28 protein-coding genes, 1 tRNA gene and 1 other annotated feature are annotated in these 26,092 nt (G+C 27.1%); of the genes, 20 read left to right on the top strand and 9 right to left on the bottom strand.

What is annotated here, in order from left to right; all coding sequences use genetic code 11:
* Nucleotides 1–216 precede the first annotated feature (216 nt).
* The 5 genes from T514_RS0107385 to T514_RS0107365 all read left to right on the top strand — a co-directional run bounded on the left by T514_RS0107385 (nt 217) and on the right by T514_RS0107365 (nt 4,532).
* On the top strand, nt 217–1,041 hold the full coding sequence (locus tag T514_RS0107385) for a GHMP family kinase ATP-binding protein (protein WP_027624196.1): 825 nt from the start codon (nt 217–219) through the stop codon (nt 1,039–1,041).
* Nucleotides 1,042–1,197: 156 nt separating this feature from the next.
* Entirely contained in the window at nt 1,198–1,917 is a 720-nt protein-coding gene (locus T514_RS0107380; protein WP_027624195.1) for a gamma-glutamyl-gamma-aminobutyrate hydrolase family protein, read from the top strand.
* 155 nt (nt 1,918–2,072) lie between these two features.
* On the top strand, nt 2,073–2,195 hold the full coding sequence (locus T514_RS27510; RefSeq protein ID WP_278246516.1) for a hypothetical protein: 123 nt from the start codon (nt 2,073–2,075) through the stop codon (nt 2,193–2,195).
* A 136-nt stretch (nt 2,196–2,331) separates the two neighbouring features.
* Nucleotides 2,332–2,547, top strand: a binding site (T-box leader).
* A gap of 322 nt (nt 2,548–2,869) precedes the next feature.
* Nucleotides 2,870–4,195, top strand: coding sequence for a branched-chain amino acid transport system II carrier protein (gene brnQ, locus T514_RS0107370; RefSeq protein WP_027624194.1), 1,326 nt, complete (start codon nt 2,870–2,872; stop codon nt 4,193–4,195).
* 262 nt (nt 4,196–4,457) lie between these two features.
* Nucleotides 4,458–4,532, top strand: a tRNA-Glu gene (locus tag T514_RS0107365).
* A 270-nt stretch (nt 4,533–4,802) separates the two neighbouring features.
* On the opposite strand, the gene T514_RS0107360 is transcribed toward T514_RS0107365, so the two are convergent.
* The gene (locus T514_RS0107360) at nt 4,803–5,093 is read right to left on the bottom strand and encodes a spore coat protein (protein WP_027624193.1); all 291 of its coding nucleotides are present in this window, start codon (nt 5,091–5,093) and stop codon (nt 4,803–4,805) included.
* 19 nt (nt 5,094–5,112) lie between these two features.
* Nucleotides 5,113–5,316, bottom strand: coding sequence for a hypothetical protein (locus T514_RS0107355; RefSeq protein WP_027624192.1), 204 nt, complete (start codon nt 5,314–5,316; stop codon nt 5,113–5,115).
* Nucleotides 5,317–5,560: 244 nt separating this feature from the next.
* On the opposite strand from T514_RS0107355, the gene T514_RS0107350 reads away from it, so the two are divergent.
* The 11 genes from T514_RS0107350 to T514_RS24110 all read left to right on the top strand — a co-directional run bounded on the left by T514_RS0107350 (nt 5,561) and on the right by T514_RS24110 (nt 17,753).
* A complete protein-coding gene (locus T514_RS0107350; RefSeq protein WP_027624191.1) occupies nt 5,561–6,937 on the top strand; it encodes a PhoH family protein in 1,377 nt (458 codons plus the stop codon).
* A 232-nt stretch (nt 6,938–7,169) separates the two neighbouring features.
* Nucleotides 7,170–8,171 carry a phosphodiester glycosidase family protein gene (locus T514_RS0107345; protein WP_027624190.1) on the top strand — a complete coding sequence of 334 codons (1,002 nt, stop codon included), beginning with the start codon at nt 7,170–7,172 and terminating at the stop codon, nt 8,169–8,171.
* Between the two features lie 14 nt (nt 8,172–8,185).
* On the top strand, nt 8,186–9,214 hold the full coding sequence (locus T514_RS0107340) for a hypothetical protein (protein ID WP_027624189.1): 1,029 nt from the start codon (nt 8,186–8,188) through the stop codon (nt 9,212–9,214).
* Between the two features lie 321 nt (nt 9,215–9,535).
* Entirely contained in the window at nt 9,536–10,177 is a 642-nt protein-coding gene (locus T514_RS0107335) for a site-2 protease family protein (protein WP_156939828.1), read from the top strand.
* A 12-nt stretch (nt 10,178–10,189) separates the two neighbouring features.
* Nucleotides 10,190–11,293, top strand: coding sequence for a sensor histidine kinase (locus tag T514_RS0107330; protein WP_027624187.1), 1,104 nt, complete (start codon nt 10,190–10,192; stop codon nt 11,291–11,293).
* A gap of 30 nt (nt 11,294–11,323) precedes the next feature.
* Entirely contained in the window at nt 11,324–11,953 is a 630-nt protein-coding gene (locus tag T514_RS0107325) for a response regulator transcription factor (protein ID WP_027624186.1), read from the top strand.
* A 105-nt stretch (nt 11,954–12,058) separates the two neighbouring features.
* Nucleotides 12,059–12,994: an ABC transporter ATP-binding protein gene (locus T514_RS0107320; protein ID WP_027624185.1), complete on the top strand. Its 936-nt coding sequence runs from the start codon at nt 12,059–12,061 to the stop codon at nt 12,992–12,994.
* Between the two features lie 10 nt (nt 12,995–13,004).
* Nucleotides 13,005–14,129, top strand: coding sequence for a SagG family ABC transporter permease subunit (locus tag T514_RS0107315; protein WP_027624184.1), 1,125 nt, complete (start codon nt 13,005–13,007; stop codon nt 14,127–14,129).
* Complete coding sequence (locus T514_RS0107310; RefSeq protein WP_027624183.1) at nt 14,130–15,281, top strand: ABC transporter permease; 1,152 nt, start codon at nt 14,130–14,132, stop codon at nt 15,279–15,281.
* A gap of 70 nt (nt 15,282–15,351) precedes the next feature.
* Entirely contained in the window at nt 15,352–16,002 is a 651-nt protein-coding gene (gene trmB / locus T514_RS0107305; RefSeq protein WP_027624182.1) for a tRNA (guanosine(46)-N7)-methyltransferase TrmB, read from the top strand.
* A 254-nt stretch (nt 16,003–16,256) separates the two neighbouring features.
* Nucleotides 16,257–17,753 carry a leucine-rich repeat domain-containing protein gene (locus T514_RS24110; RefSeq protein WP_051541888.1) on the top strand — a complete coding sequence of 499 codons (1,497 nt, stop codon included), beginning with the start codon at nt 16,257–16,259 and terminating at the stop codon, nt 17,751–17,753.
* Between the two features lie 85 nt (nt 17,754–17,838).
* Here the strand turns inward: T514_RS24110 and T514_RS0107295 are convergent, their stop codons facing one another.
* Nucleotides 17,839–18,948 (bottom strand): hypothetical protein, encoded by a 1,110-nt coding sequence (locus tag T514_RS0107295; protein WP_051541885.1) that lies wholly within the window; start codon nt 18,946–18,948, stop codon nt 17,839–17,841.
* A 161-nt stretch (nt 18,949–19,109) separates the two neighbouring features.
* On the opposite strand from T514_RS0107295, the gene T514_RS24105 reads away from it, so the two are divergent.
* Complete coding sequence (locus T514_RS24105) at nt 19,110–19,391, top strand: DUF3892 domain-containing protein (RefSeq protein WP_051541882.1); 282 nt, start codon at nt 19,110–19,112, stop codon at nt 19,389–19,391.
* 47 nt (nt 19,392–19,438) lie between these two features.
* Here the strand turns inward: T514_RS24105 and tpx are convergent, their stop codons facing one another.
* The gene (tpx, locus tag T514_RS0107285; protein WP_027624180.1) at nt 19,439–19,933 is read right to left on the bottom strand and encodes a thiol peroxidase; all 495 of its coding nucleotides are present in this window, start codon (nt 19,931–19,933) and stop codon (nt 19,439–19,441) included.
* A 240-nt stretch (nt 19,934–20,173) separates the two neighbouring features.
* On the opposite strand from tpx, the gene ymfI reads away from it, so the two are divergent.
* Nucleotides 20,174–20,914: an elongation factor P 5-aminopentanone reductase gene (gene ymfI, locus T514_RS0107280; RefSeq protein ID WP_027624179.1), complete on the top strand. Its 741-nt coding sequence runs from the start codon at nt 20,174–20,176 to the stop codon at nt 20,912–20,914.
* A 139-nt stretch (nt 20,915–21,053) separates the two neighbouring features.
* Nucleotides 21,054–21,884, top strand: coding sequence for a response regulator (locus T514_RS0107275; protein WP_027624178.1), 831 nt, complete (start codon nt 21,054–21,056; stop codon nt 21,882–21,884).
* Between the two features lie 32 nt (nt 21,885–21,916).
* On the opposite strand, the gene T514_RS27680 is transcribed toward T514_RS0107275, so the two are convergent.
* The 5 genes from T514_RS27680 to T514_RS0107255 are packed head-to-tail and all read right to left on the bottom strand — an operon-like array spanning nt 21,917 to nt 25,132.
* Nucleotides 21,917–22,582, bottom strand: coding sequence for an ABC-2 transporter permease (locus T514_RS27680; protein ID WP_027624177.1), 666 nt, complete (start codon nt 22,580–22,582; stop codon nt 21,917–21,919).
* 15 nt (nt 22,583–22,597) lie between these two features.
* Nucleotides 22,598–23,206, bottom strand: a complete 609-nt coding sequence (locus T514_RS27675; protein WP_084284401.1) for an ABC-2 transporter permease — start codon at nt 23,204–23,206, stop codon at nt 22,598–22,600.
* A 23-nt stretch (nt 23,207–23,229) separates the two neighbouring features.
* The gene (locus T514_RS0107265) at nt 23,230–23,877 is read right to left on the bottom strand and encodes an ABC-2 transporter permease (RefSeq protein WP_027624176.1); all 648 of its coding nucleotides are present in this window, start codon (nt 23,875–23,877) and stop codon (nt 23,230–23,232) included.
* 13 nt (nt 23,878–23,890) lie between these two features.
* Nucleotides 23,891–24,745, bottom strand: coding sequence for a phenol-soluble modulin export ABC transporter ATP-binding protein PmtA (pmtA, locus tag T514_RS0107260; RefSeq protein WP_027624175.1), 855 nt, complete (start codon nt 24,743–24,745; stop codon nt 23,891–23,893).
* Nucleotides 24,746–24,757: 12 nt separating this feature from the next.
* The gene (locus tag T514_RS0107255) at nt 24,758–25,132 is read right to left on the bottom strand and encodes a GntR family transcriptional regulator (protein WP_027624174.1); all 375 of its coding nucleotides are present in this window, start codon (nt 25,130–25,132) and stop codon (nt 24,758–24,760) included.
* A gap of 233 nt (nt 25,133–25,365) precedes the next feature.
* On the opposite strand from T514_RS0107255, the gene T514_RS0107250 reads away from it, so the two are divergent.
* Entirely contained in the window at nt 25,366–26,067 is a 702-nt protein-coding gene (locus T514_RS0107250) for a response regulator transcription factor (protein WP_027624173.1), read from the top strand.
* The last annotated feature ends 25 nt before the right edge of the window (nt 26,068–26,092 follow it).

The following is a 26,092-nucleotide window of genomic DNA, read 5'->3' as shown; positions in this document are numbered from 1 at the left end:
AATATCATTATAAATCCATTTGAGTCTAACATTGGATTATATTTATGTCAATATGATAATATTTTTACTTTTTAATATATACTATGGCTTGACAAAAATAAACTGATTAATTCATTTTAACTAAGTTTAGTTTTATCTATTTACATACTAACTATCCATTGTTAAAATAAAAATTGCATAATATTTTTAGAAAAAGCAATTATAAGGAGATTAGTTATGGAAGCTGTAGTACATTATCCGGCAAGTTTTGGTGAAATAATTCAAGGGAAAATAAATGATAAAGATATTTTATGCTCATGTCCTATAAATTTATTCACAAGAGTGAAAGTTTTTGAGAGTAATGAACCGAGCTTAAAATGTAATCATTTAAAGTCTTCAAGATTTTTAAGTAACTTGCTTACAGAATGGGGATATGAAGATTATATAAAAAATTTTGATATAGAAATAAAATCAAATATACCTGAAGGAAAAGGCTTTGCTAGTAGTACTGCAGATTTGTGCGGAGTATATTATTCTCTTTTGAAATTATTTAATAAAAAATATGAAGAGGATGAGATTATAAGAAATTGCATAAATATTGAGCCTACTGATAGCATAATATTTAAAGATATGACTATATTTGATTATAAGGAAGGAAAATATAAAAAGAAAATAGGAAGCTACTGTGAATTTAATATATTAGTTTTTGAAGGAAATAGAATAGTGGATACGGTGGAATTTAATAAAAAGCCTTTACCACCATTAAGTAATATTGAAGATTTAGCAGAAAAATTAATAAAGGGAATAGAAAATAAAGATATAAAAACTATAGCATGTTGTGCTACTGAGAGTATTATCAGAAATGAAAAAAGATTAAGCTATCCTATATTACCGTTAGTGTTAAAAATAAAAGACGAAATAGGTGGATATGGGATAATAGGTGCTCATAGTGGGGATGCTTTAGGAATAATATATGAAGGGGATTTAGATAATAAAGCTTTAGATAAATATTTAGGTCTTATAAAAGGCTATAAAGTATATGATACAAAAACTATCAAGTGATTCTTAGGTTTACATAGAGGCACTTTATTTATCTAAACCTCATTAAGAGAGTTCTTGAGAACTGTGATTTTTATAAATTCTTATTCTTTTTAGAAAAAGAATTTATCCATAGTTAGAGCTATGGAATAAAAATATAGGTTTTGGGGGATGAGAATTATGGGGAAAAAGTTAATTGGTATTGTTGCAGATATAGAAATTGTTAAGAGAGATGGATTTCCAAGTTATCAAAGAATATATTCAAATGAAGATTATATAGAAGCGGTAATACAGTGCGGAGGAGTTCCTATAATACTACCATTTTTAAGGGATTATTCAACAGTAAAAGAGCAAATAAAATTAGTGGATAAAGTTATAATAACAGGTGGTTGCGATGTTAATCCACTTATGTATGGCGAAGAATCAGAAATTTTATCAGGAGAAATAATACCAGAAAGAGATAATTATGATATGATGGTTATAAAGTCCTGCGAAGAATTAAAAAAACCTATTTTAGGAATATGCAGAGGTGTACAATCTTTAAATGTAGCTTATGGTGGAACTTTATATCAACATTTACCTAGTAGAAATGAATTTTATATACAACATAATCAAAAGTCAAGATATGATGTAGGAATACATACTATAATTATGGAAAAAGGAACAAAACTTCAACAAATATTAGGAGATAGTATAATAGTTAATAGCTTTCATCACCAAGCTGTAAAGGATTTAGCGCCAGGATTTGTGGTTTCTGCAAAGTCAAAGGATGGAGTAATAGAAGGTATAGAAAAATTGGGCGATGTTTCAGTAATAGGTGTGCAATGGCATCCAGAAAAGATGTTTTTAAAATGTGAACAAATGAAAATGTTGTTTTATGAATTTATAAATAACATTTAGTGGTGATTTATGAAATTTTATTATTTTTGCTAGTTAAATTTTTGTAAATATTTAAAATATCTAAATTTAACAAAAAAAATTTGGTTTGGTATTTCCATATTAGTTCTTTTCCTGTATACTTATAGTATAGAAGATGGGAAAGGGGTCATATGCACATGCATTTTGGACAAGTTTTAGGCAAATATGGTGGTAAGGTTAAAAATAAGTTGAATTTATTAGATTATATATATTCTTTTGTAAGTATGATTTGCGTATATTTGTGGATAAATTTAAAGTAAAATGTATATAATGTAGAATTATAAAGTATAATAGAGAATAATACATATATAAGTTAATATTTACATAAAAATGCGTAAATTTTCACTTGTATATTAGATACTTTTCTTATAAAATATGTATAAATAATTGAATATATAAAAAATAATGAAGGAAAAAAGTAATTATATTTAAATTATGAAGAGAGACGGTGGTTGGTGCAAACCGGATAATGAGTATAATGAAAATTCATTCCTGAATTGTAAGCTGAAAATATTTTTATTATTAAGCTGAGCCGGATTCCTAACGTTATCAAGGATAGAGAGGATTTATTTATATCAAATTGGGTGGTAACGCGAATATTTCGTCCCTTTACAGGGGCGTTTTTTTATTGGATAAATTAGATAATTCTTAGGCTGAAATGAAGCTTGTTTATGAGAATTACTTCATTCATATGAATTTTGTTAAAGGAACTTTCAGAAAAAATTTATTCGTAGGTATTCATTATTATTTCCAATTTTGATAGAAGATGAGGTATTAATAATCATATCTATCATATAAATCAATTAGGGTGGTAACACGAAGCATTCGTCCCTTTAGGGATGAATGCTTTTTTTATTATTAAAAAAGACTGTAAAGCAACTTTTTACTAAAAAAATTAAATGTGATTTTTTATAAATATTAAGGGGGTTAATTTATGAATAAGAATTTTAAAAATGTACTAGTAACAGGTTTTGCACTATTTTCAATCTTTTTTGGTGCAGGAAATTTAATATTTCCTCCAACATTAGGATTTATTTCAGGAGATAAATGGTTATGGACTGCTTTAGGTTTTTTACTTACATGTATAAGCCTTCCTCTTTTGGGTATAGTAGCAGTAGCAATAGTTGGGGGAAGAACTGAAGATTTAACAAATAAAATAGGAAAATCATTTGGTACAATACTTTGTTCTATTATAATGTTATCTATAGGACCACTTTTTTGTATACCTAGAACAGGAGCAACTACTTTTGAATTAGGAGTACAGCCGTTATTAGGAAATGTAAATCCTATATTAGTATCAATAATTTATTTTACTATTACCTATATTTTCACTATGAATGAGTCTTCTGTTGTAGACAAAGTAGGATCTATATTAACACCAATTTTACTAATAGCACTATTTACAATTATATTTAAGGGTATTATTACACCTCTTGGAAATCCTATTAATACTGGCTTAGATAAGGCATTTTCTAAAGGGTTTACAGAGGGATATCAAACTATGGATGCCTTAGGTTCTATCATTTTAGCACAAATGGTTATAGGAAGTTTAATTTCAAAGGGATATAAAACTAGAAAAGATCAGATAGATATTACAATAAAATCTGGTATAGTTTCAGCTATATGTCTTGGAACAGTTTATGGAGGATTGCTATATATAGGATCCACAGCTAGCGGAGTTTTTCCTAAAGATACTACAAGAACTGAATTGCTTATTCTTATAACACAAGGATTATTAGGTGATTGGAGCAAGGTTATTTTTGGAGGAGCTATTTCTATAGCATGCCTTACTACATCTGTTGGGCTTACAGCGACTACAGCAAATTATTTTAGTAAGTTGAGTAACGGAAAAATAAGTTATAAATCAATAGTTTTAGCTATATGTATATTTAGTTGCTTTATTTCAAATTATGGAGTTGAAACTATAATTAAATTAGCAGTACCAGTACTTGTAACTGCTTATCCTGTAGTAATTGTGCTTATTGTTACTAATTTATTATGTAAATATATAAATAAAAAGGGAATATATACAGGATCAGTATATGGAGCTTTATTAGTAAGCATCTTTGGTTCATTAAGTTCTATTGGCATAAAAATTTCCTTTGTAGAAAATATTATAAATAAACTTCCATTAGCGGCTCAAGGTTTTTCTTGGATATTACCTGCTATAATTGGAGGAGTTATTGGAGCCTTAATTCAGAGTACAGAGAATAGAGTACAGGGTACAGATAGTAGAGAGCAAAATACAGAGTGCAGATAACAGAGAACGGTTTTTATTTAGTTGAGAATTAAAAAGAATTTTTTAAAACAATAAAGGATAAATAAAGAGAGAATTTTTGCTTATAGCAAAAATTCTCTCGCTTTTTAACTTTTAATTTATGGTAGTGTTGACAGAAGAAAATTTTTCTTCATTATTAACCATGTTAAGAATATAATTTGTATTCTATAAAAAATTCCAAATTATTGTTGACTAAATTAAATATTTATTATATAATATTTGAGTCAGATGAATTAAATATTATGGCTCCATGGTCAAGCGGTCAAGACGCCACCCTCTCAAGGTGGAATCAGGGGTTCGATTCCCCTTGGAGCTACCATATGTTGAAATGCAAGAGTTTACAGAGAGGTAAGCTCTTTTATTTTTCAGTTTTTGCATTTTTTTCGCATTAAAAAGTATAAGAATAGAAATAAGTATAGTAAACCTGAAAAATGATATATAAATTAACGAATTAGTTATAAAAGAAATATAATTATAGCCATAGATTATGAGAATAATCCATGGCTTTTTAGTTTTAGTTGACAAAATTGTTAAATTATAAGTTTAAGAAGTAAATTTTATAACCTTATTAATTATAGTATGAAATTTATTAAATATTTAAATCTTCAGCGCTTTTTAAATCATTCCTTAACTGATCCTGTGGAGAGGAGTAAGCAGGATACCATCCTTTATGTATAGCCATATCAGATAATTTAAAGTGGTCGGCTATGCAAGAATTTAGTTGGGCAGTTAACATTTGTCTAAGCTGTGGATTAGTAGTTTCAGGTATAGCTTTACTTAATAGAGATATATCTGTTTTTGAAGCTGCTAAAGTGTCTAGAGCTATATCTTTGTCATCCATAGAATTTATAGTGTTGTCGTCCATATCAAATAGTCCCATATTATTAACCTCCTTTAAATTATAGGTTTTGTTTTAAAAAATCTTGCAGTTCCTGAATAGTTGCTTTTTTACTATCTAGAGAACATTGTAAAAAGTTTTTTAATTCCTGATCATTTACCATTGATAGAGTCGCATTAGTTTTTTTAGCTGCAAGGACACTGGTTGTTAATAATTCATGAAGTTCTAGTGTTTCATGAGGAGCTAATTTTGATCTGTTTTCCATAGTATATCACCTCCATACAAATTAGTTTAACTATATAAAAAATAAATATTCTGTTGAAATATTGGTAAGATACATTGTGAAATTTTAGGTTTATGTTTTTAAAATTAATCTATAAAAAGTGGATTCAATTATTGTCTCATTCTATTTTTTTGGTTTTTATCATAATATATATTAACTAAATTTTCACTATCAACTAAATTTCTACTGCATAGTATAGTATTAATAAGGATAGGGGGAATGCTTCTTGAAGAGGACCTATGTACTGGATACCAATGTTATTCTGTATTCTCCTGGTGCCATTTTTTCCTTTGGAGAAAATGATGTAGTTATACCAGAAGTGGTATTAGAAGAATTGGATTCTTTCAAAAAGGATAAGAATGATTTGGGAGCAAATGCTAGATATGCTTCTAGATTGCTAGATAAATTAAGAAAAGAGGGTAAATTGAATAAAGGGGTAGAATTACCTGGTGGAGGAAAGTTAAGAGTTGAAATGAACCACCAGGATACAATAATACCCATTCCATGGGATAAGGCTAAGCCAGATAATAGAATAATACAGGTATGTAAAGGTCTAAAAGAGCAAGGAGAAGATGTATGTTTAATTACTAAGGATATATTTGAAAGAATAAAAGCAGATACCGTAGATATAGATGTAGAAGATTTTTATGAAAAGGTAGTGCCTGAGAATGATAGTCAATATACTGGAAGAATAGAACTATATGCCTCATCAGATAAGATAGATGAATTTTATCACAATAAAGTTATAGATATTAAGGATTTGGTATACTATTGTAGCAGCAATGATGAGTATAAAATTCCTAATTTATATAGTAATGAATTTATAATACTCCATTCATTAGATAATCCAAGAAAAACAGCATTGGGAAGATTCGATGGGAAAAAAGTTATTCCATTGTATTATAAGGATATGTGTCCATTAGGATTAACTCCAAGAAATGTGGGACAAAAATTTATGTTAGAATCATTGTATACTAATGCTACTACAGCTCCATTAGTTATTGTAAAGGGACCCGCAGGAACTGCTAAGACTCTATTTTCTTTAGCAGTAGGATTAAATAAGATATTAGAAGAAGGAACTAATCAATATAGAAGGGTGCTTGTATGTAGACCTAATGTAACCATGGATGAAGATATAGGATTTTTACCAGGAACGGAAGAGGAAAAAATATCACCATTTATGAGGCCGGTTTTTGATAATTTGGAGATTTTAGTTGATTCTGACGAAAAAGAAAGATATAAAAATGAAAAAGAATTAACAGACAAAATAAGGGAACTATTTGATAGAAGAATAATAACTACAGAAGCTGTAGCATACTTAAGAGGAAGATCTATAGTAAAGAATTGGGTTATTATAGATGAGGCTCAAAATTTAACTCCTAAACAGGTTAAAGCAATTATAACTCGTGTAGGAGAAGGAACAAAACTTATGCTTATAGGAGATCCAGATCAAATAGATCATCCATTTTTAGATTCTAGATCTAATGGATTATGCTATGCTTCAGAAAAAATGAAGGGTAGCGATTTGTGCTATCAAGTTACTTTAAAATATGATGAATGTGAAAGATCACCATTGGCTTACGAAGCTTCTAAAAGATTATAAAAATGAATTAATAGAAAAGTTACAGTTAGGGATATTTATCCCTAACTGTAACTTTTTGTGATCAATATATAACCTTTTAAAGTATATTAACCATATGTTAAAAGAATATTAATAATTTACATGTATACAATTTAGTATAAATAAAGTATAAATATATTAATTGCTATTTAAAAATTATAATATTTATTGTAAAATAAAAGTATCTATGTATTGAGAAAGGATAGGTTGAAATATGGCTAAAAAAAGAAAAGCAAAGAAAAAAAAGTTTTCTTTTAAAATATTTATGCTTTTTATATTGTTTGAATTTATATTTACAGGCATTACTGCACCTTTAATATTATTTTATGGACCTTTTAAGAATGTAAGAAAAACTTTTGTTGGTGCAGCGATGAGTACTCTAAGTCATCAATATTTTGCTACTACATTTTTATCTGACAAAAAGATAAAAGAAATATTAAATGAAGATGTAGTACAGGTAATTGATCAGGGAGATGAAGTTAAAACATTACAATTTGAAAATAAACATGACGATAGTATAGAAAGATATGATGTTGAAGGTAAAAAATTTAAGGGATATATGTTGGTAGTTCATGATCCAACAAGGGTAAAAGTTGGGTATAGTAGTAAATTAGGTAAATCAGGAGAACTTACTAGTCAAATTGCAAGATCTAATAATGCAGTAGCAGCTATTAATGGTGGAGGGTTTACTGATAAAAACAACGATGGAAATTGGACTGGCACTGGAGGACAACCTGTAGGTATATTAATGAGTGATGGTAAAATGATTCATAATGATTCTAAGAATCCAGATAAAAGAGACGATGTAGTAGCTATTACTTCTAAAGGAGTTTTGCTTGTAGGAAGACATAGCATAAATGAAATGAAAGCATTAGGTGTTACAGAAGCTATAACCTTTGGACCAGCACTTGTAGTTAATGGTGAGCCAGCAATAAAGTCAGGTGATGGTGGTTGGGGAATAGCACCAAGAACAGCAATAGGACAGAGAAAAGATGGAGCTATGCTTCTTTTTGTAGCAGATGGAAGACAACTTACTAATCCCGGGGCTACACTAAGAGATGTGCAAGATGTGATGTTGGAATATGGAGCTTATAATGCAACAAATCTAGATGGAGGGTCTTCTGCAACAATGTATTACGAAGATGAAGTAATAAATAATCCTTGTGATCCACTTGGAGAAAGAGCTGTACCTTCTATTATATATGTTAAGCCTTAGAATTGGAGGAAAAAATGAAAAACTTAAAGAAAATAACTATTTGGATAGGTATATCGCTATTAATACAGTTTATAGGTTTTTTCTATGTAGATAAATATTATCTGGCTACAAATGCTACCGTAAAAGTTAAAAAAGTAGAAAATAAAAATTCAGATAAAAAACCAGAGGTAAATGTAAGTATTCCAGATAATGCGGAACATATTAGCGTATCCTTTGATGGTAAATATGTAGCTTATTATGATGGAGATAAATTACAGGTGTGCAATACAAAAACAGGACAAAATATAGATGTATCTTTTGCAGAAGGGGTAAAAGTATCATATTATAAATGGCTTTCTGATAGAAATAGAATGTTAATAGGAGAAAAGCACAATAATGATGAAGGTGCTGGATTTAAGTTGTCTTATTATGATGTAGATAAGAATACTAAAGAAGAAATAAAAGATTTAACTTGGGCAGATGAAAATTCTGAAGTGGAAAACATACAAGCATCTACTTTAACTAATGTAATATATGTAAAAGTAGCTAGAAGTGGTGGTAGAAGCAGTCTTTATTGGATAAATATTATGAAGGAAATGAAAAAAGTAAACACAAAAGCTTATTTAGTTGGAAAAACAGCTATACTATATCATGATGATAAGCTTTTATATGAAGATGCCACTTACAATAGAATATATGCTACTAATATGGATGAATCTATTCGTATAAGTGGAGTTGACAAACCAAGAATTTTAGGAGTAGATAGTGATGATAATGTATATATAGGTTCTATGGAAAATGATAAGATAACAAAAATTTATTTTGGAACATTAGACAAGCAAACTAGTCAGTGGAATGTAATTCCTTTAAGAGAACCAGCAGATAAAAAAGACATATTTGTATCAGAACAAGGAAAAATTTTGATAAACGATAATTTAAAAGGAATAATAAAAGAAGTTTCTACAGGTAAGGAAACTTCGTATACAGGAAAATTCCTTCAAATATATTCTACTGGAGTTGCTTCAATAAAGGATGGAAAATTAGTAAAGACAAACTTTAAATAAATTGTGTGGCAATTTTTTAGAGTACAGAGCAAAGAGTATAGAGTACAGATAAGGAGAATTTTACACCATAAAAATTTAGTCCATAGATTGTAAATTTAGCTGATTTAGGAACTGGATTTAGTATTTATTGCAATAAATTATATTAATATTAAATTTACGCTTTTTTGTAGTGTTAACGAAAGAAAAGCTTCTTCATCTGTACTTTGTGCTCTGTCATCTGTACTCTAAAAAAAAGTGCTTTGCACTTTTTTTTTATATTTCCATTCATTGAGAAGAATGACTGCCTTTGATATAATAATTTTACATCTAATTTAAGAGAGGATGATTTTTTTGACAAAGAATTTATTAGAGACTATATTAACTATACCTGCAATACTTATAGCTTTTACTTTTCATGAGTTTGCTCATGCATGGGTAGCTGATAGATTAGGAGATAAAACTCCTAAATTTCAAGGAAGACTTACTTTAAATCCTATATCACATATAGATCCTATAGGATTTATATTCATATTATTAACTCATTTTGGATGGGCAAAGCCTGTGGAAGTAAATCCAAGAGCTTTTAAAAATTATTATAAAGATGATTTAAAGGTATCTATTGCAGGACCTATAGCAAATCTTTTAACTGCTTTTGTATTTTCAGGAATATTGTCTGCTATACTTAAACTAACTACCATATATAGTGGAAGTGTCATGTATATTATAATTATGATATTAAATAAAACAGTATATTTAAATTGTATTCTGGCATTTTTTAATATAATGCCATTACCAGGATTAGATGGATTTCATGTACTTAGAGATATAGCACCTGCAAAGTTTTATCAAATTTCTGATACAATATATAGATATCAATTTGTAATACTTATACTATTCATAGCAATACCAGGAGTTGCGGAGACTTTAGTAGGAAGACCCGCTACATATGTATATTCTTTATTTTTAAATATATTTAGTATATAAAGAAGGATTTAAATGAATAAATGGATAATATTTAACAAGTTCATTATTTTAATATATTGTGCTTTAAAGTATATTCAAGGTGGTTATGGAAAAGATTCTTTAATAATACTAGGAGTGCTATTATATATAGCCATTAATATGATTTACTATATAATGAACAAAAAGGAACTTAAAAATATGGCGGATATTTTATCCATAGTTTTAATAATATGTTTAGGTTCCTATGTTAATAGTATCTTCTTGTTTATTATTCCAATTAATTATATTCAGTTTATATATAGTAACAATTTTAACAATACATATACAATAGGGTTAATATTTATTTCCCCCATTTTTATACATAATAGTATAAGGGGAGAATATTTTCTTATATTACTTTTTAGCTATTTGATATATATACTGGCTTATAAAAGTAATTATAGGATAGAAAAACTTTTAGAGGAAAATGACATTTTAAGAGAAAAAAATGATATATTATTTAATAAAATAAATAAGGATTTAGAGTATGAAAATCAAATAATGTATACGTCTAAGCTAGAAGAAAGAAACAAAATTGCCCAGGAAATGCATGATAAAATAGGTCATACTATATCAGGTAGCCTTATGCAATTAGAAGCAGCAAAATTACTTATGGATAAAGATAAAGAAAAAGCAGGTCTTTTCGTTGATAATACTATAAAAGTATTAAGAGAAGGCATAGAAAGTATAAGAATAACTTTAAGAAATATTAAACCTGCTTCAGAGCAGATGGGTATAAATAGAATAAGACTTATGCTAAATGAAGTTTCTTCTAGAACTAATATTAGATGTAATTTAATGCATAGCGGAAACCTTCAAAATATAACTTATGCACACTGGAAGATAATTTATGATAGTATAAAAGAATGTATTACTAATACTATAAAATATTCAAAGGCTACCATAGTAACAGTAAATATTCAAATATTTAATAAGATTATAAAAGTAGAAGTAAGGGATAATGGGATTGGAAGTTTTGATATAAAGAAAAGTATGGGGATAAAGGGAATGGAAGAAAGATGTGAAGAGATAGGTGGAAAAGTAGTAATAGATGGATCTAAGGGGTTTTCTGTTATACTAATTTTACCTATTAAGTAGGTTCATAATTTTAGAGGGAGATTTTTATTTATGGCTATTAAAGTTTTAATTGCAGATGATGATTCACTAATTAGGGAAAGTTTAAAAATAATATTAGGCATGGATGAAGAAATAAAGATAATAGATGCGGTAGAAAATGGATTAAAGGCATTAGATGTATGTATAAATTGTGAAGTGGATGTAGCTTTATTAGATGTAAGAATGCCAGTTCTAAATGGGGTAGATGCAGCTAAGGAAATTTTAACAAAAACAAAAACAAAGCCTCTAATACTAACTACCTTTGATGAAGATGAATATATAATGGGTGCTATAAAAAATGGGGCTAAGGGATATATATTAAAAAATAATTCTCCAGAAAAAATAAAGGATGCCATAAAAATGGTTTATTCAGGCAACACAGTATTACAAGACGTAGTGATGGAAAAAGTTAAGGATGGATTATCTTCAAGGGAAGAAGGAAATTTTGATAAGGATATGTTTTCTGAAAGAGAAATGGATGTTATAGAAGCTATATCTGAAGGGTTGTCTAATAAAGAAATAGCTGGGAAATTGTATATATCAGAAGGTACTGTGAAAAATTATATAACATCTATATTAAATAAAACAGGATTAGAACATAGAACGCAAATAGCGATCTATTATATAAAAGGTAATAAATAATATATGACTTTTGTCATAAGTGAAAGTGACTTTCCATACTAAACAGGAAAGTCACTTTTTTATATAATTATTGTAAAGAATGTTAAAAATTTTAGGGGGATTGCTATGAAAATAGTTAGAATAGAAAACTTGACTAAAAAATTTAGAGATTTTATAGCAGTAGATAATGTGAATTTAAATATAGAAGAAGGAGAGATATATGGACTTTTAGGGCCTAATGGGGCAGGAAAAAGTACTATGATAAATATAATATGTAGCTTATTGACTATGAATAATGGTAAAGTATTTATCTTAGATAAAGATATAAAAAAAGAATGTGATTATGTGAAGCGCAATATAGGTATTGTTCCTCAGGATATAGCTATATATGAGGATTTAAATGCCTATGAAAATGTGAGGTTTTTTGCCAGTTTATATGGGTTAAAAGGAGAAAAATTAAAACAAAGCGTAAGTGAAGCATTGGATTTTGTAGGGCTGGGGGATAAGTATGCAAATTTTCCAGATGAATTTTCAGGTGGAATGAAAAGAAGATTAAATATAGCTTGTGCTATAGCGCATAAACCAAAGCTTATAATAATGGATGAGCCAACAGTAGGAATTGATCCTCAATCAAGAAATCATGTACTTCAATCTGTAAAAAAATTAAATAGTTTAGGTTCTACTATAATCTATACTAGTCACTATATGGAGGAAGTGGAGGAAATTTGCACAAGAATAGGAATAATAGATCATGGTAAGCTTATAGGAGAAGGGACAAAAGAAGAATTGAAATCCATAGTATGGGATAAACATAGAGTGCTAATTACAGTGGATTCTATTGAAAAAATTAAGGAAGAAGATATAAAAAGAATAAAGGGAGTTGTATCTGTACAGATAAACAATAACTTAGTAGATATAAGTAGTAATAAGGATATAAATAATTTAGATGAAATAATACTATACTTTATGAAAAATCATATTTCTATAGATAATATTGAGTCTAAAAAGCCTAATTTAGAAAGCGTATTTTTAACTCTTACTGGAAGAAAGCTAAGAGATTAGGGGTGGGAATATGAAATTTATTATTATAGCTATTAAAGAAATAAAACAAAATTTAAGGGATAAAAAATCTATGGCTATGATGGTGCTTTATCCAATACTTTTGATGATAATACTTGGCTCAGCATTAGCAGGTGCTTTTGATGATTCTATAAGTTTTAAGGATACTAAGGTAGTATATAAAACAGAAGGAAAGGAAAGCATAAGCCATAATTTCAAAGGGTTTACGAAGACTTTGAATAATTTAGGAATAGAAACCATAGAGACAGACGATGAAAAACAGGCTATAGAAAAGGTGAAAGATAGCACTTATGTGTGTTATATAAAGGTAGACGAAAAGGATAAAAAAATAGATTTTTATAAAAATACAAGATACAACTTTAAATCGGATTTAATTCAAACTATATTAAATATTTATGTAGATAGATATAATACAGTAATGGAAATTTATAAGGAAAGTTCTACAATGTCAGGGGAATTAATAGATGAAAAAGAGGTTAGCTATGTAAATGAAATAAGTATACAGAAAAACAGATCTCCTAGGGCTATAGACTATTATGCTGTTACAATGTTAACAATGATAATACTTTATGCTGCGTTATATGGTGCGTTTGGTATAGGTGGAGAGTATATTAGAAATACTTTTAACAGAATAATGTGTGCCCCAATAAAAAAAGTTGAAATATTAGGAGGAAAAGTTTTAGGTAATATAGTAGTTAATTTGCTTCAGAGTTTTATAGTTATTCTTTTTAGTAAATATGTATTAAAGGCTTACTTTGGAGATAATATGATACCTATATATTTGGTTGTATTGTCGGAAGTAATAATGGCTATATCTATAGGAGTAGGAGTAGCCTTTATGACAAAGAAGGATACTTTGTCTAGTGCATTATTAAATATAATAATACCATGTATAACATTCTTTGGAGGAGGATATGTTCCAATAGGAGATTTTAAGAGTAACACTATAAATCTTATTTCTAATTTATCTCCTTTAAAATGGACCAATGATGCTCTATTTACTTTTATTTATTCTAATAATATTCAAAATATAAAAATTGCTATAGGTATTAATATGATAATTGCTGTAGTGTTTTTGAGTATTTCATCTTTGATATACAAAAGGCAGGTGGTTTAATTGAGAAATATATTTATCTTATTTATTAATAATGTAAAAATGGTTTTTAGAAAAAAGAGTAATATAATAGTATATTTCTTACTTCCAATAATAAGTTTTGTAATCACTATGAATGTATATAGTAATAAAGCTTCTCAAAATAAAGCTATATTTATAGGAATAAATAATAAAGATGAAAAAATACTGTCAAAGGATATGGTCCATTATTTAATTTCTACTAAGAAGTTTAAATTTATTCAGGTAAAAGATAAGGATATAAAGGATGTTGTAGCTAAAGGAGATGTTGATTGTGTAATTGTATTTCCAAAAGATTTTACTCAAAGTATCTATAATGGTAGTTTTAAAGGAATAGATATGTTTTCAATAAAGGGGGAGGCTGCAACTGCACTTGTAAAAAAGTATTCAAATTATTATATAAAAAATTTATTAGATATAAATAAAGCTTCTAAAGGAGATTTGAATAAGTTTAATAGAATATATAAGGGGTATAAAGATGGAGAAATAAAGATTATTGAAAGAAAGATGGAGGATACTGCTTTAAATAAAGGAGTTACTTATTCAGGTGTTGGATTTTTAATAATGTTTATGATGTTTGCCACAGGAAACGTATCAAGACTTATAATAAAAGAAAGAAGAAATAGAACCTACTATAGAATTTGTGCTGCTCCTGTAAATTCAAAAACTTATGTAGGTGGAAATGTGTTGGCAAATTTCTTTATAGTATGCATTCAGGTAATTACTATAGTTGTTTTGGTAACTAAAGTTTTAGGTATAGCTACATATGTGCCGAGTATACAATTGATTTTTATATTATTAAGTTTTGGTGCAGCGGCGATAGGTATAGGTATGGTTATAATGGCCTTCTCTAATTCTTCTAATCAGGCTAGCTCTTTAAGCACAGTGGTTACTATTCCTACCTGTATGCTTGGAGGTTGCTTTTGGGATCTTTCTATAATGCCTAATCATATTCAAAAGATGTCTAACTTCGTTCCTCAAAAATGGGCTATAGAAGCTATTTATAAATTACAAAGTGGGGCTCAATTTTCGGATATAAAAATGCATATAATAATACTATGGGCTTTTGCTGCAACTTTATTTTTAGTTTCTATATATAAAATGAGTATTAGAGATAAGGTGCAAAATTTTGTTTAGTATATTACAATTTAAATAGACATGATATAATAAATTACGATGTAATTTTTTTAGAAAACGGAGGATAAAAATGAGACTTAGGAAGAAATGGTGGGCAAGACCTGAAATGGAGGAAGCTCCACTTTGTATAACAAATCCAAGAGATTTTAAAGGAAGATGGAAAGAGGAATTTAAAAACAATAATCCTATTCACTTAGAGTTAGGTTGTGGAAGAGGAGGATTTATATCTAAAAAAGCTGATGCAAATAGAGATATAAACTATGTGGCGGTAGATTTAAAGGATGAAGTTTTAATTTATGCACTAAGAAAAGTAGAGGAGTTAGAACTAACAAATGTTAGAATTGTTCCTTTAAATATTACTTTTATTGCTGAACTATTTGAAAAGAATGAAATAGAAAAAATATATATAAATTTCTGTAACCCATGGCCAAAAGATAGACATAATAAAAGAAGACTTACTCATACTAAATTTTTAACAGAATACAAAAAGTTTTTAAAATCAGGAAGCGAAATTTGGTTTAAAACTGATGATACAGATTTATTTGAGGCTTCTCAAGAGTATTTTAAGGAAGCAGGACTTTCTATAGAATATTTAACTTATGATCTTCATAATTCAGATTTTGATAAAAATGTAGTTACAGAATATGAAGCTAAGTTTACTTCTTTAGGTATGAAGACTATGTTTATGATAGGAAAGCTTAATTCAGATAACATGGAATAGAGTGCAGAGCATAGTAGATTAGGACATTCTTTATTTAGTGAAGAGTGAAGGGTGAATAGAGAAGAATAAAGAAAAGAATTTTTTATTAATATAAAAAAATTTCATATAGCTAATGAATCCTTGCATTTTGCAAGGATTTTGTTTTAACTGTCATAAACAAGTAATGTTTAAATAGGTAAAAATCTTAAGTATATAAACTTTGTTTCTACTAAAGATATATTATAAGAATTTATATAATTTTAGGAGGATATAAGTTGGATAATAAAATATATAAAATATTCTTTATTAATTTTATTATTTTTAGATTGTTGTTAAGTCCAATAAATGTATATGCGTTATCTAAAAATGAAACAATCAATTCTTTAAATTTAATTATATCAGTAGACCAATTTGTTAATAAACAAGATAACAAGAGAATATACTTTCAAGATAATAATTTAGAAAAAGCAATAAGAGATAAGATAAATAAGCCTAAAGGAGAAATTTATGTGAGTGATGTTAATGGTATTCAAGAGTTAACTATTCATCATCAAAAAATCTCCAATTTAGAAGGAATACAATATTTAACTGGTTTGAAAAAATTAGATTTATGGTTTGATGAAATAACAAATATTAAACAGCTAAGTAGTTTAACTAATCTTGAGTACTTGCGATTAGGATATAATAAAATAGTTGATATTAGTCCGTTGAGTAATTTAACTAACTTAACAGAATTAAACTTAGAAAGTAATAAAATTACTGATATAAGTGTATTAAATAATTTAACTAAGCTAAAAGCTTTGAGTTTATATAGTAATAAAGTAAGTGATTTAAAGCCTTTAAGTGCTTTGAATCATTTACAAAGCTTAGATCTATATATTAATCAAATTGAGAACATAGATCCTTTAGGAAAGCTAACTAATTTAACAGATTTATCATTAGGAATGAACAAAATATCCAACATTGATTCTTTAAAAAACTTAACTAAGTTAACAACATTAGAGTTAGCTCAAAATTTTCTTGCTGATATCAAATCTTTAAGTTATTTATCAAATCTGGATTATTTAAATTTATATGGAAACCAAGTAACAGATATTAGACCTTTGAATTCTTTGAAAAATTTACAATACTTAGAGTTATCTAATAATAAGATTAATGATGTAGAGGGACTGAGTTCACTTAATAATTTGAAAAATCTATCTTTAGATAGAAATGAGATTAAAGAACTAAAAGGATTAGGTGCTTTAAAAAACTTAAAAAATTTAGGATTAGGATACAATAATATTCGGGATATAGATGAATTAGGCTTATTGCATACATTAGTTAGCTTAAGTGTTAACAATAATAATATTTCTAACATTAATGCATTAAGTAACTTGAGTAATCTAAAAAATTTAGATATATCAAATAATCAAATAAAAGAGATTAGTTCAATAAGGAATTTACCTGATTTATTATTAACATCTATAGATTTTAGTGGCAATCCTTTACCAGAGTATGTATTTAAAGATAAATTGAATCAGCAATTTATTTTATCTATGTTATCTCCATATATTGATGAAGCTGTTAAGAATTATTATGGTGAGTTCAGACAATATATGGATGCTGGGATTTTAGATATTGAACAAACTAAAGAAGGATACAGATTAAAAGTTAAAATAGAAACATTTGTTGGGCCACACAATCCGCCATATGGATTAGATACTTTAACTATAACTAAAAATAATGGTGAGATAAAAGTGGAAGAATTTAAACATGAGGATGTAGATTGAAGTTTTATGTTAGCTGGGAAAATGTTTATAATATATTTAGTGAATAAAAGAGTTATAGTGATTTTATGAAAATATACTATAACTCTTAACCTTTAACAATCATATCTAATTTTTGGTAGATGCCTTTTACGCCTTTCCACCAATTTTTATCTTCTGCATATTTCTTGTTTATCCATTTAAAAGGATCTTCCTTCGGAGGACGATCTTTACATAAATTTAGCACAGTTCGTGCAGCTATCCGCGAAGAATCGCTTATGTTTGTATTATATTCATACCAACTATGAAATACGTTAAAAGGATTATTAGCTATCTTTTTAGCGTTTTTTTCAGATTTAGGTACAAAATTTTGTTCTTGTCCAGTTATAGAAAATAAAATTAGTGGATTTAGGTTAAATTCTTTTGAAGTTTTTAAAATAGTTGAGAAATAAGGTTCTTCCATTAAAAGAGAGTTTTTTTCTTTTAAAAAATTCTTTAAATTATCTTTTTTTATCTCTCTATACCTAAAATATTCAGGTATGCCAGGATAAGTGTTAAGTTCTTCTAAAGATATTTCTTTATTGCTCTCTACCTTTATATTCTTTTTATTTAAAGTTGAATTGAAATAATTTATTTTTTTGTAACTATATCCTGTTATTAAAAAAATTAAGGCTGATAATCCTATAATTTTATATAATTTAGTATTATTGAACTGTATTCTTTTCTCTGTAGGGTTATTTATATTAATAATTTCTGTTGCTGAAGTTTCTTCAATTGCAGTGGATTCAGCTGAAACAGATTCAGCTAATGCTTTTTCAGTGATATCAGCTACATCTATTCCTAGATAGATTTTTAATTCTACTTCGGTTATTGTTTTATCTATAGAAAAGTTTATCCATTGGAGAATTTCTTCTATAGATATCTTGTCTTTGAAATTAGTAGAAATAATTACTAAGAACACATCATAAAAATATATAACATTTTTGTTAATAAGAAATGTATTTTTTAAAATGTCTATTCTTAATTCATTTTTTAATTCGTTTTTTATGCCTTTTAATGAGTTGATGATTACATCATTTATAGTAGAAGACAAAACAGAAGCTTGCTCCTTACTAGAAGAATTTTTAAATTTAATTTCAATATATTTTTTTATTTTTAATACATCATCTTTACTTATAACCTTCTTATTTTTTAAAAGTTGTTCAAAATTATCTATCATTAAAATATCACCCAATAATAAACCCTTATTGTTAGATTTTCGTGCTATTTTTATATTACTTTAAATATTTATATTTTTTTTACTACTAGGAGATACTATATATGTGCGTTTTATGTAAAACATATGGATAAAAAATTAATCTAAATTAAGGAGGAGTTTTTATGTATATAGATCAAACTTTTGCTCACACTATTGTGGGAGTAGTTAGGGATGAATTGGGAGCGATATCAGGGTATAAATTGGAGGATGGAGAAGTAATTACAAGGGAAGAAGCAATGATTTTATCTAAACAAGGAGCTATGAAAGGAATTTCTGAAGAAGTAGCTCAATTAGGGGAAGAATTTTTAAATAGTCTTCCTGTTAGTGATGGATACAATAATTTGGAGAATATGCCTATAGTAAAAAGAGACGATATAAGCCAGTCGTATGATGAGAATGCATAATATAAAAAAAAGAGAGTCTTCACGTTATGGTGAAGGCTCTTCTTAGTTTATTTAGCTTCGCTTGCTGCTTTAAGAATAGCCTCAAAATTAGGTTGATCAGTAATTTCTTCTAAATATTCTACATATACTATTTTGTTATTACTATCTATAACAAAAGCAGCTCTGGTGAGCAATCCTAATTCTTCTATATAAGTTCCATAATTTTTGCCTACTAATCTATCCTTATAATCAGAAAGAGTAGTTACATTGTTTACTCCATGAACGCCACACCATCTGCTTTGTGCAAAGGGTAAATCCATGGATATAGTATATATATATACTCCGTCTATTGATGTAGCTTTGTTGTTAAAAGTTCTTACTTCTAAATCGCATACAGGTGTATCAATAGATGGAACTGTAAGTACTATTCTTACTCCATTAGTATCTTTTAAGGATACTTCTTTTAAATTGTTATCTATAGCTTTAAAATCTGGAGCGTCATCTCCAATATTTATTTTATTACCTACTAATGTTACTGGATTATTTTGAAACTTAACTATCATTATCTGAATCCTCCTTGTAATTTGTATTAATCAATAATAATTATTTGTTAATAATATAATAACATAGTATTAGATTAAAAGTCAAGTTTATTAATTAGAAATTAATAAGAATTGCATTGTGATATCATAACTTCCTTAGTTTAAAAAAGTTATAAAATAATATATAATTATCATTGCTATCTAAGTTAAATATTATGCAATATTAATTAATTATAGAAATGGGAGTGCATATATATGAATATGGGATTATTAACTGGAAAAGTTGCTTTGGTAACTGGAGGGTCAAGAGGTATCGGCAGAGGAATAGCTTTAGAATTGGTTAAAGCAGGATGCTCTGTGGTTATAAATTATAGAAAAAATGAAGTGGAAGCAGAAAAAACTTTAAATGCTTTAAATGAAATAGGATATGCAAAAGCCTTTAAAGCAGATGTAAGCTCTTATTTTGAATGTAAAGCTATGATAGAAGAAATAATTAAAGAGTTTGGCAAAATAGATATTTTAGTAAATAATGCTGGTGTTTCTAAAGTAGGGCTTTTTATAGATGCTAAGGAAGAAGAGTGGGATTACATAATGAATACTAATTTAAAAGGAGTATTTAATTGTTGCCATAGCTTGGTACCTCATATGCTTTCTAAAAATGGGGGAAGTATAATTAATATTTCTTCTATGTGGGGGAATGTAGGAGCTTCATGTGAAGTTATATATTCTGCTTCAAAGGGAGGAATTAATTCATTTACTAAAGCTTTGGCTAAGGAACTAGGACCCTCCAATATAAGAGTAAATGCTATTTCACCTGGGGTAATAGATACAGAAATGAATAGTTGGCTATCTGAAGAAGAAGTAAGTGAATTACAGGAAGACATACCTCTCTGTAAATTTGGTGAATGTGAGGATATTGGTAATACTGTAGTATTTTTAGCTAGTGATAAATCTAAATATATAACAGGGCAAGTTATAACTGTAGATGGTGGAATGCTATAAAAATAAAATTTTATAATAAAAAAATTCTCCAAATAAAAAATTGATTAACTTTTCAGGATAAACCTCATAAAGATTTGGAAATTAATAACGATTATAATATAGTTAAAAAAAATATTAAAATAATTGAGAGTGATATGTTATGGAGAAAGTTATTATTTTGGAGAATTTGGCATACTCTAGATATAGGTTAAAGGAACTTTTATCACAGAAGGGGATAGAAGTTATTGAGACCTGCACTTCCTTTGATTTTTTCAATAGGTTTTATGAAAATAAAGATTCTATAGGGTTAATAATCTTAGAAATTAATCTTTATGGAGAAGATGGGTTACATGTTATAGAAAAAATCAAAGAGAAAAATATTGATGTACCTATAATGGTAGTTACTTCTGAAAATACTAGAAAAACTTTTGTAAAATCAATAAAAAAAGGAGCTACTGATTATATATTAAAACCCTACGATAGTAATATGTTAATAAATAGGGTAGTAAGATGTATAAAAAGTGGTGGCAAATGGGGAGGATCAGAAGAGACTATATATATTGATTTCAGAGATTATTTAGAACAAGAAATTATAACAGCTAAAGAAGAAAATTATGAAATATCTATTTTAATAATGTCATTTGTCAAATCTAAAGAAAAAGAAAAAATTAAGGTCAATGAAGAATATTTAATACTGAATGATTTGTTTTATAGAGAGATGGAAAAGATATTTGATAAAACAGAATTATTTGCTAAGCTTGGATTTACTACTTTTATAGGAATAGTACCTAAGTGTAGTAAACAAGAAGGGGAAGAAATTAAGGAAAAGATAAAAAATGCATACGAAGAGTTAAAATTAGTAGATGTAAGATTAAAAGACTATTTTATTGAACAAGCTTTAGTAACCTTTCCAGAGGATGGAGAGGAAAAAGAAGAATTGATAAATAAAGGTGAAGAATTATTAAAAGAAAAATTAGAAGAAGAGGAATAATAAAAAAGCTCAGGTATGAAACCTGAGTTTTTTTAAAGGTCTTTGTTTTTGTATATGGCTATAGAAAAATATAAAGAAATAATGAAAATGCTTAAAGCAAGTGTAAATAATATTAATAGTGTTTTTTGAGGATTTGTTAAAGTATATTGAACAAATTTATGAAATATATTACTATTTTTCATCAGTTTCTGCAAAAAGCCAGGTATACTAAACATTAAAATATAAAAAATAAAAGAAAAAACTCTCATAGAATTGTACCCGTATTTAAAATATAGTGGATAATATATGGAAAATAATATGAGAAGTAGAGCAATAAATACTGTTAAAATACTATAATTTAATGAATATATTTGATTATTTCTAAATATTATCCCGAAAATAAAAGTTGGTAAATATAATGTTAGTGCATTTACAATAGTAAAAAATATTAAAGAAATATATTTGGAAATAACTATTTGTGATCTTTCTAAAGGTAAACTATTTATTATCACTAAAGACTTATTTCTTTCTTCTATACCTATCATATAAAATATAGATAAGTAGGTAAAAAACACAATACCGAAAATAGGGAGAATTTCTAGTTTATCTAAATTAGATGAACTAAGATAACATGTTAAGTTGAAAACTAATGCGTAGGCTATGGTAAATAAGGTTATTTTCTTTTGAAGTAAGAAGTCTTTTAAAATTAAATTAAACATACAATCACCCTTTACTTAAAAGTCTTTATTTAAAATAAACTTGGATATGAAAAAGGAAGTAATAAATATCCTAAATGTTATTATAGTAAAAGTAAGGATATTTTTAAGATTTAGATTAAATAAATAATTTATCAAATACCGTATTTTACTCCACAGATTAAAAAGAAACATTATAAAAAGCCAAAATGCAACCTTTACAGAGGAGTTTAATATTTTATTATTAATAAAGCTAATTGGATAATAAGCAGAAATCAATACAATAAATAATAGTAAATTTATAAATATTAACTTAGGATTGATAATTATATTAGAATAAATATTTGAACCCAAGAAATTATAAAATTGGAATATAACAACATATATGCAATACATGAAACAACTGGATAGGTATTTTGATAGTATTACTATATTTTTATCAATGGGTAAACTTCTCAATATAACTAAAGAGTTATTTTTATTTTCTCTATCATTAAATTCCATAGTAGCTGCAAAACTAAAAAGCATTATAAGCACTGAAAATGCAATATAATTACTATTAATATTTCGAAACGGGAAGGATAGCAAGACTAAAATGAAAGTTAAATGAACTTGAAGATAAAAGTCTTTTAAAATTAAGTTAAACATACAATCACTCTTTCCTTATATTTTTAATTTAGCTCTTTGGATTCATATATTTTTATTGAAACATACATAGATAAAAGATAGATTATAAATACAATAGCTAAAAATATAAGGTTGTTATTAAAAATAAGTTTTAAAAATCTGCCAGTTATACTTACAGTATTTTCTTTTGAACTAGAGCTTAGGGAACTTGTGAATGTAAAGAATGAAAAATAAATAATAAATGTTAAGAGTTTACTCTTTGTAACAGTAAATTTTGAATATATAGGGAACATAATAGAACCTAAAATTAATGATACAGTAAAAATATTAATTACGTCATTTAGCGTAAAGAATTCAGTAGTTAAAGGTAGATTAAGAAGTTTTGCTAAAAGGATAAATATGAATACTACGAATAAAGACACTATATTATAAATTATTATGGAAATATACTTTGATATTATAATTTCTTTTCTAGTGATGGGAAGACTACTTATCATTAAATGACTTTTATTTTTTTCATCATAGGAATAAGATCCAGTAATAAAAAAGAAAATGTAAGTTAAAGTTATTACATATAATATTGCTTGGCTAGGCATACTCCTAAATGCAAATATGCATATAATAAGATACAATAACATAAATAATAGATTTCTTTTTTGAACTATTATATCTTTAAAGATAAGATTTAACATACTAACACCCCTTTTATTTATTTACAGTATAAACCATAATGTCTTCTAAAGAAGCTTTATCTATAACTACATCTTTTTGGAAAAGCCTTTTTATTTTATCTACATTATCTGTTAAAGCTTCAAAACCAAATGAATTTCTTCTAACTTTTATGAATTCTTTTTCGGTGTCACTATCTAAAAGTTCTTTAGAGCCTTTGATGATAGCATATTTATCTAAAATTTTATCTTTGCTTTCTGAAAAAACTATTTCACCATTATTAATAAAAGTAATATAATCTGCTATTTTTTCTAAGTCTGTGGTTATATGAGTAGAAAAAAACACGCTTTTATTTTCATCTTGAATTAGCTCGTATAATATATCTAATATTTCACATCTAAATACAGGATCTAGTCCTGAAGTGGGTTCATCCATAATTATCAAATCTGCATTATGAGATAAGGCAACAGCTAAAGAAAACTTCATCTTCATACCTTTAGATAGAGTTTTGATTTTCTTTCCTGGATTTAAATTAAACTGTTTTAAATACTTATTGAAAACTGCTTCATCCCAGTATTTATAAAAGGGAGCTACTATTTTTTTTATATCACTTATAGTCAAATCTTCATAATAATAGTTTTCATCATATACAAATCCTATCTTTTGCTTAATTTCTCTTTCATCTGTTACATTGTCCTTGCCAAAGATCTTTATTTCTCCAGATTGTTTTTTTATAAGATTCATTATAAGTTTTATAGTTGTGCTTTTTCCCGCGCCATTAGGGCCTATAAATCCCATGATGTAGCCTCTTTCTAAATTAAAGCTAATATCTTTTAATGTAAAATCATCATATTCTTTTCTTAAATTTTTTATTTCTAATATATTACTCATAATACATTCCCCCTAAATTTCTTCATATAATATTTTTAGCATTTCTATAAGTTCATTTAAGCTAAGATTTATTAGTTTACTTTCATCTACAACTTGTGATAATTTTTCTTCAATGAGCCTCATTCTTTTTTCTTTTAGTAATTCTTTATTTTGACTTGCTATAAAAGAACCCTTACCAGGGACAGTTTCTATAAAACTTTCTTTTTCTAATTCCTCATAAGCTCTTTTAGTTGTAATAACACTTATTCTTAGCTCTTGGGCTAGGTTTCTTATAGAAGGTAAGGCATCGCCTTCTGTAAGTTCTCCTATAAGTATTAAGTTTTTTATTTGCTTTACTATTTGTTCATAAATTGGCTCTCCAGAAGAGTTAGATATAATTATATTCATTTTAATTCTCCTCTACTTTGTGTATATATCGTATATACTGTACATGTTGTATATATACAGTATATACGTTGTTTTAAATATTGTCAATATATAAAAAGATTACGAAATAAATTTTTGAAAAAGATTTATAAAATTAAGAAATTATTAAGAATATAAATAACTATTTTATAATGTGTTTATGTTAATATGTAGTGGACAGATTTGGTACAATGTTAATAGGGAGGATGATATTTATGGATAAAGAAACTATTATAATTGTAGATGATGAAAAAGAGATTAGGGATCTAATAGGAATATATCTGGGAAACGAAGGATATAAGGTGTTGAAAGCTGAAAATGGAGAAGAAGCACTTAATGTATTAGAAAAGGAAAAGGTAGATTTAATAATTTTAGATATAATGATGCCTAAAATGGATGGTATAGAAGCTTGTATGAAAATAAGAGAAGAGAAAAATATGCCTATAATCATGTTGTCGGCTAAAACTCAAGATATGGACAAAATTTGGGGACTTACTGCAGGGGCGGATGATTATGTAACTAAGCCATTTAATCCATTAGAATTAATAGCTAGGGTAAAATCTCAGTTAAGAAGATATAAAAAGTTTAATGTACCTATGACCATGAAAAATGAAAATATTATAGAAATAGATGAACTTATAATAAATGCAGATACACATGAAGTTACTGTAGGGGATAGGGAAGTGAAGTTAACTCCAAGGGAATTTGATATATTAGAATTATTAGGAAGAAATAAAGGCATCGTATTTAGTATAGAAAAAATATATGAAAGAGTTTGGAAAGAGGAATTTTTCAAATCTGATAATACGGTTATGGTGCATATAAGAAAACTACGTGAAAAAATTGAAAGTAATCCAAGAGAGCCTAAATATATTAAAACTGTTTGGGGAGTAGGATACAAGGTGGATAATTTGTAAAATACTATAGAAGATATGAGGTGAA

The organism is Clostridium lundense DSM 17049 (assembly GCF_000619945.1).
GTDB lineage: Bacteria > Bacillota > Clostridia > Clostridiales > Clostridiaceae > Clostridium_AO > Clostridium_AO lundense.
This window is presented reverse-complemented; position numbering and strand designations above follow the sequence as displayed.

What these genes read in the sequence shown, in the direction of transcription:
- T514_RS0107320 (WP_027624185.1), top strand. Translation starts at nt 12,059, where the DNA reads ATGAAAATAGTTAGAATAGAAAACTTGACTAAAAAATTTAGAGATTTT.
- T514_RS0107385 (WP_027624196.1), top strand. Translation starts at nt 217, where the DNA reads ATGGAAGCTGTAGTACATTATCCGGCAAGTTTTGGTGAAATAATTCAA.
- T514_RS0107330 (WP_027624187.1), top strand. Translation starts at nt 10,190, where the DNA reads ATGAATAAATGGATAATATTTAACAAGTTCATTATTTTAATATATTGT.
- T514_RS0107355 (WP_027624192.1), bottom strand. Translation starts at nt 5,316, where the DNA reads ATGGAAAACAGATCAAAATTAGCTCCTCATGAAACACTAGAACTTCAT.
- T514_RS0107325 (WP_027624186.1), top strand. Translation starts at nt 11,324, where the DNA reads ATGGCTATTAAAGTTTTAATTGCAGATGATGATTCACTAATTAGGGAA.
- T514_RS27680 (WP_027624177.1), bottom strand. Translation starts at nt 22,582, where the DNA reads ATGTTTAATTTAATTTTAAAAGACTTCTTACTTCAAAAGAAAATAACC.
- pmtA (WP_027624175.1), bottom strand. Translation starts at nt 24,745, where the DNA reads ATGAGTAATATATTAGAAATAAAAAATTTAAGAAAAGAATATGATGAT.
- brnQ (WP_027624194.1), top strand. Translation starts at nt 2,870, where the DNA reads ATGAATAAGAATTTTAAAAATGTACTAGTAACAGGTTTTGCACTATTT.
- T514_RS27675 (WP_084284401.1), bottom strand. Translation starts at nt 23,206, where the DNA reads ATGTTTAACTTAATTTTAAAAGACTTTTATCTTCAAGTTCATTTAACT.
- ymfI (WP_027624179.1), top strand. Translation starts at nt 20,174, where the DNA reads ATGGGATTATTAACTGGAAAAGTTGCTTTGGTAACTGGAGGGTCAAGA.
- T514_RS24105 (WP_051541882.1), top strand. Translation starts at nt 19,110, where the DNA reads ATGTATATAGATCAAACTTTTGCTCACACTATTGTGGGAGTAGTTAGG.
- T514_RS0107340 (WP_027624189.1), top strand. Translation starts at nt 8,186, where the DNA reads ATGAAAAACTTAAAGAAAATAACTATTTGGATAGGTATATCGCTATTA.
- T514_RS27510 (WP_278246516.1), top strand. Translation starts at nt 2,073, where the DNA reads ATGCATTTTGGACAAGTTTTAGGCAAATATGGTGGTAAGGTTAAAAAT.
- T514_RS0107295 (WP_051541885.1), bottom strand. Translation starts at nt 18,948, where the DNA reads ATGATAGATAATTTTGAACAACTTTTAAAAAATAAGAAGGTTATAAGT.
- T514_RS0107275 (WP_027624178.1), top strand. Translation starts at nt 21,054, where the DNA reads ATGGAGAAAGTTATTATTTTGGAGAATTTGGCATACTCTAGATATAGG.
- T514_RS0107380 (WP_027624195.1), top strand. Translation starts at nt 1,198, where the DNA reads ATGGGGAAAAAGTTAATTGGTATTGTTGCAGATATAGAAATTGTTAAG.
- tpx (WP_027624180.1), bottom strand. Translation starts at nt 19,933, where the DNA reads ATGATAGTTAAGTTTCAAAATAATCCAGTAACATTAGTAGGTAATAAA.
- T514_RS0107345 (WP_027624190.1), top strand. Translation starts at nt 7,170, where the DNA reads ATGGCTAAAAAAAGAAAAGCAAAGAAAAAAAAGTTTTCTTTTAAAATA.
- T514_RS0107315 (WP_027624184.1), top strand. Translation starts at nt 13,005, where the DNA reads ATGAAATTTATTATTATAGCTATTAAAGAAATAAAACAAAATTTAAGG.
- T514_RS0107265 (WP_027624176.1), bottom strand. Translation starts at nt 23,877, where the DNA reads ATGTTAAATCTTATCTTTAAAGATATAATAGTTCAAAAAAGAAATCTA.
- T514_RS0107250 (WP_027624173.1), top strand. Translation starts at nt 25,366, where the DNA reads ATGGATAAAGAAACTATTATAATTGTAGATGATGAAAAAGAGATTAGG.
- T514_RS0107360 (WP_027624193.1), bottom strand. Translation starts at nt 5,093, where the DNA reads ATGGGACTATTTGATATGGACGACAACACTATAAATTCTATGGATGAC.
- T514_RS0107335 (WP_156939828.1), top strand. Translation starts at nt 9,536, where the DNA reads ATGATTTTTTTGACAAAGAATTTATTAGAGACTATATTAACTATACCT.
- T514_RS0107255 (WP_027624174.1), bottom strand. Translation starts at nt 25,132, where the DNA reads ATGAATATAATTATATCTAACTCTTCTGGAGAGCCAATTTATGAACAA.
- trmB (WP_027624182.1), top strand. Translation starts at nt 15,352, where the DNA reads ATGAGACTTAGGAAGAAATGGTGGGCAAGACCTGAAATGGAGGAAGCT.